The sequence below is a fragment of the Amycolatopsis sp. GM8 genome (genome assembly GCF_021653975.1).
GTDB lineage: Bacteria > Actinomycetota > Actinomycetes > Mycobacteriales > Pseudonocardiaceae > Amycolatopsis_E.
Window position 1 is genome coordinate 723,660 of the sequence record NZ_JAJKFK010000003.1, and the last position, 14,858, is coordinate 738,517.

Genomic DNA, 14,858 nt, shown 5'->3' on the forward strand with positions numbered 1-14,858 from the left:
GCCGGTACGGATTCCGCCGGGATCGGGGCCCGCAGGCTCATTGGTTGATCTGCAAGGGCATGTAAGGCGTCGGCTCCGGGGAGAGCGGGATCTGGTACCGCTGCGTGAGATACGACGCGAGATCGTGGAACAGCGGGGCCGCCGAGTGGCCGGCGGGCAGCGTCGTGTCCGGGGCGTTGAGCCAGATACCGACCACGAACCGCGGGTTGTCGGCGGGCAGCATGCCGGCGAACGTGATGTTGTACAGCGAATCGCTGTAGGCCTTCGTCACCGGGTTGACCTGCTGCGCGGTGCCCGTCTTGCCGGAGATCTGGTACCCCTCCAGCGAGGCGGTCGGCGCCGTGCCGCTGTTACCGTTCTTCCCGGTCTGGGTGACCGCGCGCAGCATGTCCCGCACGGTCGTCGCCGTCTGCGGGCTGACCACCCGCTCGGTCTTCGGCGCGGGCTCCGGCACCACGGTGCCGTCCGGCCGGACCTCACTCTTCACGATGCGCGGCTGCACGCGCAGCCCGTTGTTGGCGATCGCCTGGTACATCCCGGCCATCTGCACCACGGTCATCGAAAGCCCTTGCCCGATCGGCAGGTTGCCGAACGTGGTGCCCGTCCACGTGTTGCGCGGCGGCACGAACCCGCGGCTCTCGCCCGGCAGGCCGATGCCCGTCGGCTGCCCGATGCCGAACTTGCTCAGGTAGTCCAGGTACCGGTCCGGGCCGACCTGTTGCGCCAGCAATAGCGTGCCGATGTTCGACGACTTCGCGAAGATCCCCGTCGTGGTGTACTGCACCGTCCCGTGTGTCCACGCGTCGTGCACCGTGTGGTCGGCGATCTTCAGCGAGCCGGGAACCTGGTTCACCGCCTGCGGAGTCGTCACGCCGGTGTCGATCGCCGCGGTCGCGGTGATGATCTTGTTCACCGAACCCGGTTCGTACGGGGTCGTCACCGCCTGCAGGTTCATCAACGTCGGATCGGCGAAGGTCGACGGGTCGTTCGGGTCGAACGTCCGGTCGTCGGCGAGGCCGTAGATCTCCCCCGTCTTCGCGTCCATGATGACCGCGCTGCCGCCCTTGGCGTGCGACTGCTGGACATAGTCCGAAAGCTGGCTCTGCAACGCGTACTGCACGTCGGAGTCCAGCGTCAGCACCAGGTCGTTGCCCGCGGTCGCCGGCTGCACGTCACGCTCGGTACCGGGGATGATCACATTGTTGTTGCCCTGCGCGGTATCGGCGACGTACTCCCCCGGCTTGCCCGCGAGGTCCGCGTCCCTGGTCATCTCGAGCCCGGCGAGGCCGTGCAAGTTGTGCTTGGACACATCGGGATCGTCGGTGCGCCAGTTCGCCAGACCGACCACATTGGACGCCAGCGTGTTGCCCGGGTACTCGCGCGCCGCCTGCTGCTCGCTGCCGATCTCCGGGAACTGCTTGGTGATCTCGTCCGAAACGGACGGTTCCACGTCCTTCACCAGGTAGGTGAAGTCCTGCGGCTTGTGGAAGTCGGCGAGCATCTCGGCCTCGGTGACCTTGCCCGGCAGCTTCGCGGCGATGAACTTCGCGGCCGCGGCCGCGCGGGTGTCGAAGTTCTGGCCCAGCGCCGGGTTCTTCTGCGCGTAGTCCGTCCACGTCCGGCGCATGATCTTCAGGTTCACCGACAGCGCGCGCGTTTCCACGCTGAACGCGAGCTTGACGCCGTTGCGGTCCTCGATCGCACCCCGCTTCGCCGGGATGGTCATCGTCGTGGTGCGCTGGCTCTCCGCCTTCGCGGACAGCGCCTCCGCCTGGAAACCCTGTACCTGCACCAGTTTCAGCGCGGCCACGACGAGCACCCCGACCAGCGCGATCCGGACCGCGACGTAGCGTCCCTTGCCGGTGGCCGCACCCGGCCGCCCCGCGACCTGCCGGACGCGGGCGGTGTAGGTGCGGCGGGGCCGGCCGCGGCCCGCCATTACTGGCCTCCCGCCTGCACCGGCGGTTGCTGCTCGTCGCCCTGGGCCACATCCCCCTCGATCGGCGCGGTGTTCTGGCCGGTCGGCGGAGCCTGCGTCGTCGGGTTCGGTGTCGTCGGATTCGGCGTCGCCGGCGGGTTCTGGGCCGCGGGCGGCGCGGCGGGCGGCGGCGTCGATGCCGGGGTCGTCGGGGCGGGCGGCGGCGGCGCCTGGACGGCCTTCTTCGGCTGCCCGACGACGGTGATCGAGCCGTCCGGGTTCTGCACCAGGTGCGCCGGGTCACCGGCGGGCACCATGCCCAGCGCCTTGGCCCGGTCGGCGAGCGAGGACGCCGCCTCCGCCTTGGTCACCCCCTGCTGCAGCAGCTCGGACTGCTCGGCGAGGCCCGCGTTCTCCTGCCGGATCTGCTCCAGCCGGTAGGAGTCGGCGATCGCCTGCGTCGAGAGCAGCAGCGTGGTGGCCACCCCGGCGGCGAGCAGCGTCATCACGATCAGCACGAACGAAGCCCGCGACCGGGGCCAGTGCAGGCGAAGCTTGCGCGGCTCGGGCCGCGGCCCGGTTTCGTCGCGGCGCACCTCTTCCGCGCGTTGTGCGCGGCGCGCGTACGCCCGCTCGGCCGCGGTGCTGCGCTGCTGGCCGGCGCGGGTGTGCCGCCGCTCGGTGCGGGTGGCCTCCCTGGTCACCGTGCCGGTCTGCGACGGGTCTTCGACCGGGGGCTTCCGCCGGGTCCGGGTGGGCGCTGTCATGCCGCCGCCTCCTGTATCCGTTCCGCCGCGCGGAGCCGCACCGAAGCGGCCCGCGGGTTGTGCTCGATCTCGGTCTCGCCGGCCTTCTCGGCCCCTCGGGTCAGCAGTTTCAGTTCCGGTCCGTGCCCGGGGAGCTCGACCGGCAGCCCCGGTGGCGTGCGGGACTTCGCCAGCTCGGCGAAGGCCTGCTTGACGATCCGGTCCTCCAGCGACTGGTAGGACTCCACGACGATCCGGCCGCCGACCGAGAGCGCTTTCAGCGCGGCCGGGATCGCGTCGCGCAGGACCGCCAGCTCACCGTTGACCTCGATCCGCAGCGCCTGGAAGGTGCGCTTCGCCGGATGCCCGCCGGTCCGCCTGCTGGCCGCCGGCACGGCGTCGTAGAGCAGCCGCACCAGCCGGTCGCTGCGGTCGAAGGGCTCGCGTTCCCGTTCCGCCACAACGGCTTTGACGATCCGCTGGGCGAACCGCTCCTCGCCGTAGTCACGCAGGATGCGCACCAGCTCGCCGGGCGGATAGGTGTTCAGCACGTCGGCCGCGGTCGGTCCGGTGGTCGGGTCCATCCGCATGTCGAGCGGCGCGTCGCGGGCGTAGGCGAACCCGCGGTCGGTCCGGTCGAGCTGCATCGACGAGACACCGAGGTCGAACAGCACACCGTCCACTGTGGACAGGCCAAGATCGGCGAGGACATCCGGCAGCCGGTCGTACACCGCGTGCACCAGCTCGACCCGATCCCCATGGCGGGCAAGCCTTTCCCGGGACCGCTCGAGCGCGTCCGGGTCCCGGTCCAGCGCGATCAGCCGCAGTCGCGGGTGCGCGGACAGCAGGGCGTCGGAATGGCCGCCGAGACCCACGGTCGCGTCGATGAGCACCGCGGGACGCCCGGTGATGGCGGGAGCGAACAGGTCGAGCACCCGCTCCAGCAGTACCGGCACATGTTCGGCCACGATCACCCCCCTTTCGCCCCAAGAGAAAACGGATGCCGTCAGGTCCCCGCCCGCCCGCTGAGAACCTGGTGCCGGGGAAGGTGCACCAGGGCCACTGAGCGGACAGAGGCCTCACGGCATCCGAGTCCAGGTCGTCCTGCCGGGTCCCACGCCCCCCGACGGCGTGGGTACCGGCTCACCGCCACGTCTAGAACACGCCCGGCAGAACCTCTTCCTGCGCCTTGGCGTAGCTGTCCTCGTGCTCTTCCAGATAGGTCTCCCAGGCCTGGGCGTCCCAGATCTCCAGCCTGGTGATCGCGCCGATCACCACACAGTCCTTCTCGAGCCCGGCGTAGCGCCGGAGCTCGGGCGCGATCGCGACGCGCCCCTGCCCGTCCGGGCGTTGCTCATCCGTCCCGGCGAACAGATAACGCTGGTAGGCGCGGACCGCTTCGTTGGTGAACGGCGCTTCGGCCACCTTGCGGGCCATCTGCTCGAACTCGGCGCGCGGGAAGACGTAAAGACAGTGGTCTTGTCCCTTGGTGACCATCAGCCCACCTGCCAGCGCGTCGCGGAACTTCGCGGGCAGCGTGAGCCGCCCCTTGTCGTCCAGTTTCGGAGTGTGGGTACCGAGGAACACCGGGCCCCACCTCCCACGGGGACTCCCTTCCGCCCCACTGTGCACCACGGTACCCCACTTTTCTCCACAGTCAACGGCTTCTGACGCCCCTTCTGAGCGAATGTCGCCGAGTTTGCGCAGGTGAGACCTGGTGGTGCCGAGTGGGGGAAAGGTGGGGGACGGCGCCCGCCCCTCCCCCGCATCGGGGGTAGAAGACGCGCCCCGAGCTAGCCCGGCAGGGTCATCCGGGGCGTTCGGGGGGCGAAGTGGGGAGCCGGGTGGAGCGTGGTGGGGAGTGGGGGGCCGAGTGGGGCTCAGTCGAGGAGTTCGGCCAGCCGCGCGGCGAGCCGGGCTGGATCGGCCGGGATCAGCGTCAGCCAGTCCTCGCCGCCGCGGCCCGGCGCGACCATCCCGCAGTACGCGCCGGCGCCGGTGGTGAACCAGCTGACCCCGCCGACCCGCCGGACCCGGCCGTTTTCGCGCACCCGTACCGAAAACTGCCCGGCACCCAGCACCGGCCGCGCCTGGATCGCGCGGATCTCCGCGAGCTGTTTCGCGACCGCGTCCGAAGCTTTGCCCTCGAGCGCGGACGACGGCACGCTCACCCCGAACCCCGGGCCGGCGTCGAACGGCGGCAGTAATCCCACGATCGCCGGGAACAGCTCGGCGTCGCGGATCGCCGACAGGCCGATGGTCCGGCTCGGCTGCGCGGCCAGCACCGCGCGCCTGCCGCCCGCCGCGGCCACCGCCCGCAACGGCGTCTCGTCATCGAGCGACACCAGCGCCTCGCATTCGACGTACACGTCGGCGTCGGCCAGCGTTTCCAGCCGCGAGCTCAGCGTGGAACCGGCCCGGCCCGCCGTGGCGAGCCCTCGTTCGGCGAGGTTCTCGTACACCGCCTCGCGGATTTCGGCACGCTCCGCCGCCGTCCCGCCGACACCGCGCACGTCCAGCGGCACCGGCACCCGGGCGTGCCCCAGGTCCTGCCACAGGATGTCGAACGCCGAAGCCGAAACGCGGATCAAGACAGCTCCGGCAGCGCCTCGAACGACCGCGCCGGCACCGCGGCCCGCAGAGCGGAATCCCGCGCGTTCATCACGTCGATCGCCTTGAGCCGGGCCGCCTCGGACTGCTCGCGCCGCGCTGCCATCGCGTCGGACAGGCCGATCAGCCCGAGCACGTTCCCCGCCGTCTCGCGGATCATCGCCACCGGGTCGTACGGCACCGGCGGCGGCATCTCGGCCCGCGCCCGCGCGGCGATCCCGGCCTGGTCGGTCACCGCGTCCGCGAGCGCGAACGACGCCCCGGCCGCCTGCTCCGACCACGCCGACACCCGGCCGAGCGCCGCGCGCACGGCATCGCCGCCCGGCCCCTGCCAGCCCTCCTGGCTGCGGTCCGCCATGGACGAGAGCAGCTCCATCGACTCACGCAACCGCGCGCCGAGCCCGGCCCACTGCTGCCCGACCTGGCCGGCCGCGGCGGGATCGTTGCCCGCGGCCACTTCCGCCGCCATCTCCTCGTGCGTGCGGGACTCGTACCCGCGCACCGGTTCCGGAACTCCCACGGCCACTCCCCAAGAGATTGGTTGAAACTGGTTTGCGTAGTGGTGCGGGTGGCGGCGCCAGCTGACGGCCCACCGCAAGCGGCTCCGCCGCTTGTCAAGACACCCCCTACGGCAGCTTCGGTTCGATCAGCTGCGCCACGGTGACGGCACGCCGGCAAGCGAGATTCGTGTCGCGGAAGCTCGCGTTGGTCACGTCGACCTGCACGCTCGCCTTCGCGCCGGCCGGCAGCAGCACGGCGCACGACCCGTCACCGGGCACGCGGGTCGCTTCGCGGCGCCCGACGGTAAGCGCTTTCCCGCCGTCGGTCTTCAGGTCCGTGACCGCGGCGGTGTCGTCGAGGGTGACGGTCAGGCCGAACAGGCCCGACACGGTCCAGTCGCAGGCCCGCGCCGGGCCGATGACCTTGTCCTTGCCCAGCGAGGTCAGCCCGGCGTCCGACCGGTCAGGCGAGGACAGCAGATCGCAGGGGGCGAGCGCGGCGAGTCCGGTCTTCGGTTCCGGGGCGGGCGCGGGCGGCGCGGCCACCTGGGCACCGCACCCGGCCAGGAGCAGACCGGCCGCGAGCGCCGGGCCGGCCAGTGCCCTAGCCGCCATGGCAGTCGACGCCGCCGGCCGCCGAGTCGTCGGAGTCCTGGTACTGCTTCAGCGCCTTCGCGATGTCGCCCTTGAGTTTGTCCAGCTCACGGCCGAACCGGGTCAGCTGCTCGGCGGCCGAACCGGGACCGTCGATCCCGTACCGCGCCATGAACTCGCCGATCTCCGCGGCGTAACCACCGCCGAGCGGCACCGTCCGGCCCAGCACGCGGGCCTCCCGCACCATCTCGCCGACGACATCCTGCAACTGGGTCAGCTGCGCGAACGTGGCCGTCGCGAGCTCCGGGGACACCGCGAACGCGCCCAGGTGCACCTGCGTCTCGCCCATCCGCGCCTTTCCGTGACCGGCTGAATCCTCACCGCAAGCATAAGGGGTACCCCGGCGAAAACCCATCACCAGCGAAATTGAGGGCTGGCTCACGGGGTTGGCGTAGGTTTGACACACTTGGTGGCAGGCTGGATATCAGTGGGTATCCGCCGAGGAGACGCTGCCGCGCCACCAGTCACCGGGGGCGCCCGGACTCGGTCCGGTCCGAGCACGCGACAGCTTCAGCACCAGGAGGTCGAGTGACGTCGAGGACACAGCCCGCGACGCCTGGCGAGTACACCGGCGAGCAGGGGCCGCCGGGACAAGCGCCGTACCACCCGTCGGCGGCGCCCGCCCACAACGGGCACGCGCCGCTCGACGAACTGAACGACACGATGCGGCGGATCGCGTCGAATGTCGAACGGGTGATCGTCGGCAAGCCCGAAGTGGTGCGCATCGCGCTCGTCACGCTGCTCGCCGAGGGCCACCTCCTCGTCGAGGACGTGCCGGGGGTCGGCAAGACCTCGCTGGCCAAGGCGCTCGCGCGGTCCATCGACTGCACGGTGAGCCGCATCCAGTTCACGCCGGACCTGCTGCCGAGCGACGTGACCGGGGTGTCGATCTACAACCGGCAGTCCGGCGAGTTCGAGTTCCGGCCCGGGCCGGTGTTCGCGAACATCGTGGTCGGTGACGAGATCAACCGCGCCTCACCGAAGACGCAGTCGGCGCTGCTGGAGTGCATGGAGGAGCAGCAGGTCACGGTCGACACCACGACCTACACCCTCGACGACCCGTTCATGGTCATCGCGACGCAGAACCCGATCGAGATGGAGGGCACCTACGCCCTGCCCGAGGCGCAGCGCGACCGGTTCACCGCGCGCGTCTCGATCGGCTACCCCGACCAGCAGGCCGAGCTCGCCATGGTCGACGAGCACTCGGGGCACAACCCGCTGCGGGAACTGGAGCCGGTGTCGGACGCGGCCACCGTGATGCGGCTGATCCGCCAGGTGCGCGGGGTGCACATGGCCCCCGAGGTGCGCCGCTACGCCGTGGACGTCGTCGCCGCGACCCGCCAGGTGCCGGAGATCCGGCTCGGCGCGTCCCCGCGCTCGACGCTGCAGTTCGTGCGCGCCGCCCGCGCGCAGGCGGCGCTGTCGGGCCGGGACTTCGTGGTGCCCGACGACCTGCACGCGGTGGCGATCCCGGTGCTCGCGCACCGGCTCGTGCTGACCACCGAGGCACACGCCGCCCGCCGTTCGGCCACCGACGTGGTGCGCTCGGTGCTGCACCGGGTCCCGGTGCCACAGGGCGGGCCCGCGCTCAACGGCCAGACCCGCCGGTAGCCGGCGATGCTGCGGTCGCTGTCGGGGCTGACCACGCGAGGCCGCTGCCTGCTCGCCGCCGGGATCGCGGCGGCGGTGTGCGCGGTGGTGCTCAACGAGCGCGACCTGCTGCGGGTCGCGGTGTTCACGGTAGCCCTGCCGCTCGTGGTGGCGGTGTTCATCGCGGCGTCGCGGGTGCGGATCGGCGCCGCGCGGCGGATGCTGCCCGACCGGGTCTCCGCCGGGTCGGCCAGTGAGGTCGAACTTGCCTTGTGGCGCAACGGAAAGCTCCCCGGCGGCGAGGTGCTGCTGGAGGACGGCGTGCCGTACGCGCTGGGTGCGCGGCCGCGGTTCGTGGTCGAACGGCTGCCGCACGGGCGGGTCGTCGCGCTGCGCTACCCGATCCAGCCGATGCTGCGCGGCATCCAGCAGGTCGGCCCGCTGCGGGCGACCCTGACCGACCCGTTCGGGCTGTGCGAGTTCGACCGCGAGCTGATCGGGCACACCCGGCTCGTCGTGGTGCCGCGCGTGGTGACCCTGTGGGGCCTGCCGAGCGGCGCCGGGATCGGCGCGGGCGACGACGGCAGCGTCCGGCTGCACGCCGGGCAGGGCGAGGCCGACGTGATCGTGCGGCACTACCGCCAGGGCGACGACCTGCGCAAGGTGCACTGGCGCTCGACGGCCCGCCGCGACGAGATCATGGTCCGGGTCGAGGAGCGCCCGTGGCGCGGCGGTACGACGGTGTTGCTGGACCACCGCGCGACCGCGCACCACGGCACCGGGCCCGCGGCCAGCCTGGAATGGGCCGTCTCCTTCGCCGCCAGCGTCTGCGTGCACGTGCGCAAGGCCGGGCACCGGGTGCGGCTGGTCAGCGAGCACGGCAAGGTCCTCGCGGACACGCCGGGCTACGAGGGCGAAGGCAGCAACAACACCGCCGACAACGTCATCCTGGACGCGCTGGCCGCGCTGCAGCCCGCGCACCAGCGGGATCTCACCACCGGGCACGACCCGGCCGAAGGGCAGGAACTGATCGCGATCCTGGGCACCGTGAGCAACGAGGCGGTCAACGAGCTGGCCCGGTTCCGGCCGCGCGGCATCCGCAGCCTCGCGGTGCTGCTGGACACGCCCGCGTTCGCGAGCGGGGTCAGCGTGCCCGAGAAACGGGCCGCCGCCACCGAGGAGTCGGCCGCGCTGCTGCGCGCCGCGGGCTGGGGTGTCGTGATCGCCGACCCGGCCACGCCGATGCCGCAGGTGTGGACCGAGCTGTGCCGCACGGGCGCGGGCCGCGGCGCGCTGATCGGCGGTCCGCTGTGACCAGTACCCTGCCCCGCCCGGACACCGCTCCCCCGGGACCGCCCCGGCTGCACACCCCTACCAAGCGGTACGCCGGGCCGCCGCCCGCCTGGCGCAGCAGCGTGCTCGCACCGGTCGGCGCGGGGGTCGCGGTGCTTGCCGCCTCGACCTCGCTGACCGGGGTCGTCGGTGGCGCCAGCTGGCTCGGCTACGTCGCGGTCACCGTCGTGCTGGTCGCCTGCACCGGGCTCGCGCTGCGCTCGATCCGCACCCCCACCCCGCTGGTCGGGCTGGCCCAGCTGGTCGTGCTCCTACTGCTGGTCACCGGCGTGTTCACCGGCAGCGGCATCCTCGCGCTCATCCCCGGCCCGGCCGCGTTCGCCGAGCTGAACGACGTGCTCGTGGCCGCGTTCGACCAGATCCGCACCGGCCTGCCGCCGGTCGACCCGACCCCGCCGATCCTGTGCCTGGTCACGATCGCGATCGGGCTGGTCGCGGTGCTCGTCGACACCCTCGCCGTCGCCGCGTCCGCGCCGGCCGCGACCGGTCTGGTGCTGCTGTGCGTGTACGCGGTCCCGGCGTCGCTGTCGGACACGATGCTGCCCTGGTGGACGTTCCTGCTCGGCGCGTCCGCGTTCGCCGCGCTGCTCGCGGTGGACGGCAACCACCGGCACCGCCGCTGGCGCAACCGCGACGCGCCCGGCCTCGGCACCTCCCCGGCCACGGCGTCCGCGCCGGTCGTCGTCGTGGTGCTGGCGCTGGTGTGCGGGCTGGTCGCCGGCACCACGTTCACGTTCGTCGGCACGGTCGGGCGGCTGCCCGGCAGCGGCCACAACGGGCAGGGCGCTGGCTCCGGCGGGCTCGGCGTCAACCCGTTCACGTCGCTGCGCGGCATGCTCGACCAGGGCAGCGCGGTGGACCTGTTCCGGGTCCGTGGTCTCGGCAACGACAAGCGCCTGCTGCGCGCGTTCACCCTCGACACCTACCGGCCGAACCAGGGCTGGAGCCTGCCGGACGGGCCGATGCCGGCGGGCTACCCGGCGAACCAGACACTGCCGGCCGCCCCGGGTGACGACGGCACCGCCGAGTCGCGGCAGATCCAGATCGAGCCGGTGAACTGGGTGGACGTGTGGCTGCCGGTGTACGGCCAGCTGCGCGGCCTGCAAGGTGTCGACGCCGGCTGGTACTACGACCCGGCCAGCGGCGCGGTGTTCAGCGAGCGCAAGCAGCACATGCAGCCCTACACCGAGGTCGCCTCGCTCACCGAGCCGTCGAAAGCGCAGCTGGAGACCATCAACCGCGCCCCGGCGGCCCCGGCGGTGTACTCGCAGATCAGCGGCGTGGACCCGCGGGTGGTGGCGCTGACCCAGCAGATCACCGCGGGCGCGCCGACGATGTTCGACAAGGCGAGCGCGATCTGGCGGTACTTCACCGCGGCCAACGGCTTCACCTACGACACGCAGACCGCCGCGGCCGCCGACTCCGACGCGCTGGCCGACTTCCTGCTCAACGGCAAGCGCGGGTTCTGCGAGCAGTTCGCGTCGGCGATGGCGGTCATGCTGCGGGTGCTGCACATCCCGTCGCGGGTGGCGGTCGGCTTCACCACCGGGTATGCCGACGGCGACTACCGCATGATCTCCTCGCAGGACGCGCACGCCTGGGTCGAGGTCTACTTCGGCGACGAGCTCGGCTGGGTCAGCTTCGACCCGACGCCCCGTTCCGACGGGCGCGGCTACGTGCCGCCGTACCTGGAATCGAGCGGCACGCCGAGCGACCCGTCGGCGTCGGACACCCAGGAAGTGCCGAGCATCTCGACCACGCACGTGGCCCCCAGCGGTGCGCAGGACGCGCAGAACGGCGGCACCGGCGCGAACGGCGGCCAGCAGGCCTCGCCTCCGGGGTCGGCGCCGGGCTGGACCGGCTGGCTGGCGCTGGTGCTCGTGCTGCTGGCGGTCGTGCTGACCGCCGGGGCGTACTTCGGGGCGAGGCTCGCGCGTGACCGGGTTCGCTGGCTCCCGCTCGTCGCGGCCGGGGCGTGGCTCTTGGCCGTGCTGCTGAGCGCGTGGCTGATCCACTGGTCGCTGGCGCTGATCCTGCTGGTGCTCGCCGGGGCGGTGCTCGCGCCCGCGATCGTGCGGGAGGTGCACCGGCGACGGCGCTGGCGGGCGATCACGGCGAGCGAGCCGGGCGCGGCCGACGCGGCCTGGGCCGAGCTGCTCGACGAGTGCGCGGACCGCGGGATGCCGATCCCGCCGTCGGACACCGTGCGCGCGGCGGCGCAGAAGGTCGCGCAGCAGCAGCATCTGGACCAGAGTGGTCAGGACAACCTGCGGACCGTGGTCGGTGTCGTGGAGCGATCCTGGTACGCACCGGAGGGCGGCGCGCAGGACCCGACGTTCGTGCCGGCGTTCGAAGGGGTGCGGGAAAGCCTGCGGCGCAACGCACCGATGTCGTGGCGGGGCCGGCTGTTCCCGCGGTCGATCTTCCGCCGCCGGGGCCGGTGAGCACGAGCACACGAAAAGCGAGTGCCCGCGCGGGCACTCGCTTTCGTCTTCGGACTACTGGTCCTCGAAGCGCTGGCGGAAGCGTTCTTCCATGCGCTGCGTGAACGAGCTCTTCTGCTTGGCGGGCGCACCCTTGCCGTCCTTGGCCGCCGCGCCACCGCGGCCGCCCATCACGGCGAGCACCACCCCGAAGAACATCACGAGGAATCCGAGCACGCTCGCTATCGGGACCTCGGCGACCCACAGCGCCCTGACCATCACGCCCACCACGAGCAGCGCGACTCCGACTACGAACAGCGCGATCCCCTGGACGCGGCGCCGGCGGGCTGGCCGGCGGAACCGGGCCCCCCGTACGGTAGACGCGAACTTGGGGTCCTCGGCATAGAGCTCGCGCTCGATCTGATCGAGCAGCCGCTGCTCATGCTCGGAGAGTGGCATCTTTCCTCCTCCGGCACAGCTGTCACGGGCGCCGGGCCGCGCAACGTCCTGGACCCAACAATCACACCCCGACCGGGGTGTCTTGAGTCCAGGATACGAGTCCTGCGCGCGGAGGACTACCCGATCCCGCCGGGAAGCTGTGCCCCGTTCGGTTCATCTGTGTTCCTGGTCCACGTTCCCTTCTCACGTGGGACCGTGGCGCCGCGGTTCAGCCGGGCCCGGTGCCAGCAGTGACGCCGGCCGGATGGCCGCGGATCCGAACTTCGATCGTGCGACGTCGGCCGCGACCTCGGCGTCCCGCCACCGTGGTTCGGCCCGCTCGAAGCTCAGCTGCTCGGGCGTGTCGGCTCCGGTGAGCCCGCCGGCCCGCACGCCGAGTAGCCGGATCTCGGCGCCGGAAATCGCCTCCGTGAGCAACGCGACAGCGGTCGAGTGGATCACCCGCGCGACGTCGGTGGCCGAGGCGAGGGTGCGGGCCCGGGTGATCGTCCGGAAGTCCGCGAACCGGACCTTGATCGACACCGTGCGGCCGCGGACCTTCTTGGCCCGCAGGCTCGCCGCGACGCGTTCGGACAGCCGCAGCAGCTCGCGTTCCAGGAGTTGCCGGTCGCTCTGGTCGGTGTCGAAGGTGTGCTCCGCGCTGATCGACTTGTCCGGGTTGTCGACGACCACGCCGCGCTCGTCGCGGCCGTTGGCGAGCGCGTGCAGGTGCTCGGCCGCGGCGTTGCCGACCGCGCGGCGCAGCCTCGGCAACGGTGCGGCGGCGACCTCCGCGACCGTGGTGAGTCCCATCCGCCGCAGGCTTTCCTCGGTGCGCTTGCCGACACCCCACAGCGCCGAGATCGGCAGCGGGTGCAGGAACGCCAGGGTGTCGGCGACCGGCACCACGACGACGCCGTCGGGTTTCGCCATGCCGGAGGCGAGCTTCGCGATGAACTTGACCCCGGCCACGCCGACCGAGCACGTGATGCCGTGGTCCGCGTGGACTCGCCGGCGGATCAGCTCGGCCAGTTCCACCGGGGTGGCTTTGAGCCGCCGGAGGGCGCCGCTGACGTCCAGGAAGGCCTCGTCCAGGCTCATCGGTTCGACGAGCGGGGTCAGCTCGCGGAAGATCGCCATCACGCCGCGGGAAACCTCGCCGTAGAGGCCCGGGGTGGGCGGGATGAACACGGCGTGCGGGCACAGCCGCCGCGCGACCGAGGCCGGCATCGCGGCGCGGACGCCGTACTCGCGCGCCGGGTAGTTGGCCGAGGTCACCACCGAGCGCGGGCCACTGCCGGCCACGATCACCGGCTTGGCGGCCAACTCGGGCCGGGTGCGCAACTCGACGGCCGCGAAGAACGCGTCCATGTCCACGTGCAGCAGACCGCAGCCGGAGTCGTCCGGCATCTGCCGCGGCGACACCCTGAACCGCTCGTGACCAGCGGGCAGGGCGGAGTTCCTTCCCATCGCCGCCGAGCCTACGTGGCCCCTACGACAGTTTCAGGAAGCCCGCCCGCTCCAATGCCTTGATCACCTGGGCGCGGGAAATGACCTGCGGCCGGGTCACGCCACGCTCACCTGCACCGGCGCCGTGACCGGATGGGCGGTCAACCCGGCCATCTCTTCCGGCGTCGCCTCTTCCAGAGACAACTCGGCAGCGTCCCGCACGTTCGCCAGTGCGGCCTCGACCGTCTCGCTCTGGATGATCGCGCCGGGCCGCTCGACGATCTGCACGACCTGGCCGCCATCGGGGTCGGGGGTGAGCAGCGCGGTCAGAAAGTAGCTCTCCGCCATACGTTTGCGGTCCCGCACGTTCCGATCAGCCCGGACGCCTCGCCAGTACATGCAGCCGGGAAGCGATGTCGCGCAGCGGGGAGACCATGCTCGCCGCGGTCTCGAAGTCCGTCAGGTCGTCGCCGCCGTACTGGGCGGCCTCCGCCTCGCCGAGTGAGTCGGACACCACGCCGTCGCCCTGCAGGAGCGCGATCTCGACGCCGACGCTCTCCAGCAGCGCGCGCAGCCCGGAGCTGTCGAAGCGGCGCCGCAGGCTCTCGCCGTCATCGGCCAGGACGCCGTCGGCGCCGGTGAGCAGGTGCCGTGCCTCGGCCAGGCGCCCGGCGAGCGCCCGGTGCAGCACCGCCGCGAACCGGTTCGCGGCCAGCACCGACACGGCACCTCCTGGCGCGACGGTCGCGGCCAGTGCGGCGGCCGCCCGGGCCGGATCATCCACGACCTCCAGCAAACCGTGTGCCAGCACCAGATCGGCCGACCCCGCCGGCACCCGCGCGGCGAGCGCGTCGGTGTCGTCGGCCACCACGGTGACGCGGTCGGCGACTCCCGTCTCCTGCGCGCGGCGGCTCAGCATGGCCAGCGCGTTCTGGTTCGGGTCGACCACGGTCACGACGCATCCCGCGGCGGCCAGGGGCACCGCCCAGACCCCGGTCCCGCCACCCACGTCCACCACGCGCGGTTCGGCCCTGCCCTGCGCCCGGACGCGCGCCACCTCGTCGTCGAGCACCCGCCAGACGGCGCTCGAGCCGCGTGCCGCCCCGATCTCGGTTCGCATGGTGAGACAGCGTAGTAAGACAGCGGGCGCGACCCGTGGGCGCACCCGGCTACTCTC

General features: G+C 72.2%; 15 protein-coding genes. 3 read left to right on the forward strand and 12 right to left on the reverse strand.

Features of this window, described 5'->3' with window-relative positions; genetic code table 11:
* Positions 1-37: 37 nt before the first annotated feature.
* The 8 genes from LOZ83_RS16740 to LOZ83_RS16775 all read right to left on the reverse strand — a co-directional run bounded on the left by LOZ83_RS16740 (position 38) and on the right by LOZ83_RS16775 (position 6,717).
* Positions 38-1,939 carry a penicillin-binding protein 2 gene (locus LOZ83_RS16740; RefSeq protein ID WP_236791656.1) on the reverse strand — a complete coding sequence of 634 codons (1,902 nt, stop codon included), beginning with the start codon at positions 1,937-1,939 and terminating at the stop codon, positions 38-40.
* Complete coding sequence (locus LOZ83_RS16745) at positions 1,939-2,685, reverse strand: hypothetical protein (protein WP_236791658.1); 747 nt, start codon at positions 2,683-2,685, stop codon at positions 1,939-1,941. Before LOZ83_RS16745 ends, LOZ83_RS16740 begins: the two co-directional genes overlap by 1 nt.
* Positions 2,682-3,638 (reverse strand): 16S rRNA (cytosine(1402)-N(4))-methyltransferase RsmH, encoded by a 957-nt coding sequence (gene rsmH, locus LOZ83_RS16750; protein WP_236791660.1) that lies wholly within the window; start codon positions 3,636-3,638, stop codon positions 2,682-2,684. The genes LOZ83_RS16745 and rsmH overlap by 4 nt, the downstream gene beginning before the upstream one ends.
* A gap of 181 nt (positions 3,639-3,819) precedes the next feature.
* Positions 3,820-4,251 carry a division/cell wall cluster transcriptional repressor MraZ gene (gene mraZ / locus LOZ83_RS16755; RefSeq protein ID WP_236791662.1) on the reverse strand — a complete coding sequence of 144 codons (432 nt, stop codon included), beginning with the start codon at positions 4,249-4,251 and terminating at the stop codon, positions 3,820-3,822.
* Positions 4,252-4,544: 293 nt separating this feature from the next.
* Complete coding sequence (locus LOZ83_RS16760; RefSeq protein ID WP_236791664.1) at positions 4,545-5,255, reverse strand: ESX secretion-associated protein EspG; 711 nt, start codon at positions 5,253-5,255, stop codon at positions 4,545-4,547.
* Positions 5,252-5,794 (reverse strand): PPE domain-containing protein, encoded by a 543-nt coding sequence (locus LOZ83_RS16765; RefSeq protein ID WP_236791666.1) that lies wholly within the window; start codon positions 5,792-5,794, stop codon positions 5,252-5,254. Before LOZ83_RS16765 ends, LOZ83_RS16760 begins: the two co-directional genes overlap by 4 nt.
* 106 nt (positions 5,795-5,900) lie before the next feature.
* Complete coding sequence (locus LOZ83_RS16770; protein WP_236791669.1) at positions 5,901-6,389, reverse strand: DUF3558 family protein; 489 nt, start codon at positions 6,387-6,389, stop codon at positions 5,901-5,903.
* Positions 6,379-6,717 (reverse strand): hypothetical protein, encoded by a 339-nt coding sequence (locus LOZ83_RS16775; protein WP_236791671.1) that lies wholly within the window; start codon positions 6,715-6,717, stop codon positions 6,379-6,381. The genes LOZ83_RS16770 and LOZ83_RS16775 overlap by 11 nt, the downstream gene beginning before the upstream one ends.
* 239 nt (positions 6,718-6,956) lie before the next feature.
* On the opposite strand from LOZ83_RS16775, the gene LOZ83_RS16780 reads away from it, so the two are divergent.
* From LOZ83_RS16780 to LOZ83_RS16790, 3 genes are read left to right on the forward strand one after another with little or no spacing between them, the layout of a single operon-like run.
* Positions 6,957-8,039, forward strand: coding sequence for a MoxR family ATPase (locus LOZ83_RS16780; protein WP_236791672.1), 1,083 nt, complete (start codon positions 6,957-6,959; stop codon positions 8,037-8,039).
* Between the two features lie 6 nt (positions 8,040-8,045).
* Complete coding sequence (locus LOZ83_RS16785; RefSeq protein ID WP_236791674.1) at positions 8,046-9,332, forward strand: DUF58 domain-containing protein; 1,287 nt, start codon at positions 8,046-8,048, stop codon at positions 9,330-9,332.
* Positions 9,329-11,815, forward strand: coding sequence for a DUF3488 and transglutaminase-like domain-containing protein (locus LOZ83_RS16790; protein ID WP_236791677.1), 2,487 nt, complete (start codon positions 9,329-9,331; stop codon positions 11,813-11,815). Before LOZ83_RS16785 ends, LOZ83_RS16790 begins: the two co-directional genes overlap by 4 nt.
* 54 nt (positions 11,816-11,869) lie before the next feature.
* On the opposite strand, the gene LOZ83_RS16795 is transcribed toward LOZ83_RS16790, so the two are convergent.
* The 4 genes from LOZ83_RS16795 to LOZ83_RS16810 form a co-directional block, all read right to left on the reverse strand.
* The gene (locus LOZ83_RS16795) at positions 11,870-12,253 is read right to left on the reverse strand and encodes a DUF3040 domain-containing protein (protein WP_236791679.1); all 384 of its coding nucleotides are present in this window, start codon (positions 12,251-12,253) and stop codon (positions 11,870-11,872) included.
* Positions 12,254-12,436: 183 nt separating this feature from the next.
* Positions 12,437-13,702 carry a DNA polymerase IV gene (gene dinB / locus LOZ83_RS16800; RefSeq protein ID WP_236791686.1) on the reverse strand — a complete coding sequence of 422 codons (1,266 nt, stop codon included), beginning with the start codon at positions 13,700-13,702 and terminating at the stop codon, positions 12,437-12,439.
* Positions 13,703-13,798: 96 nt separating this feature from the next.
* Positions 13,799-14,029 carry a type II toxin-antitoxin system HicB family antitoxin gene (locus tag LOZ83_RS16805; protein ID WP_236791688.1) on the reverse strand — a complete coding sequence of 77 codons (231 nt, stop codon included), beginning with the start codon at positions 14,027-14,029 and terminating at the stop codon, positions 13,799-13,801.
* Positions 14,030-14,054: 25 nt separating this feature from the next.
* The gene (locus LOZ83_RS16810; protein ID WP_236791690.1) at positions 14,055-14,801 is read right to left on the reverse strand and encodes a methyltransferase domain-containing protein; all 747 of its coding nucleotides are present in this window, start codon (positions 14,799-14,801) and stop codon (positions 14,055-14,057) included.
* Positions 14,802-14,858 lie beyond the last annotated feature (57 nt).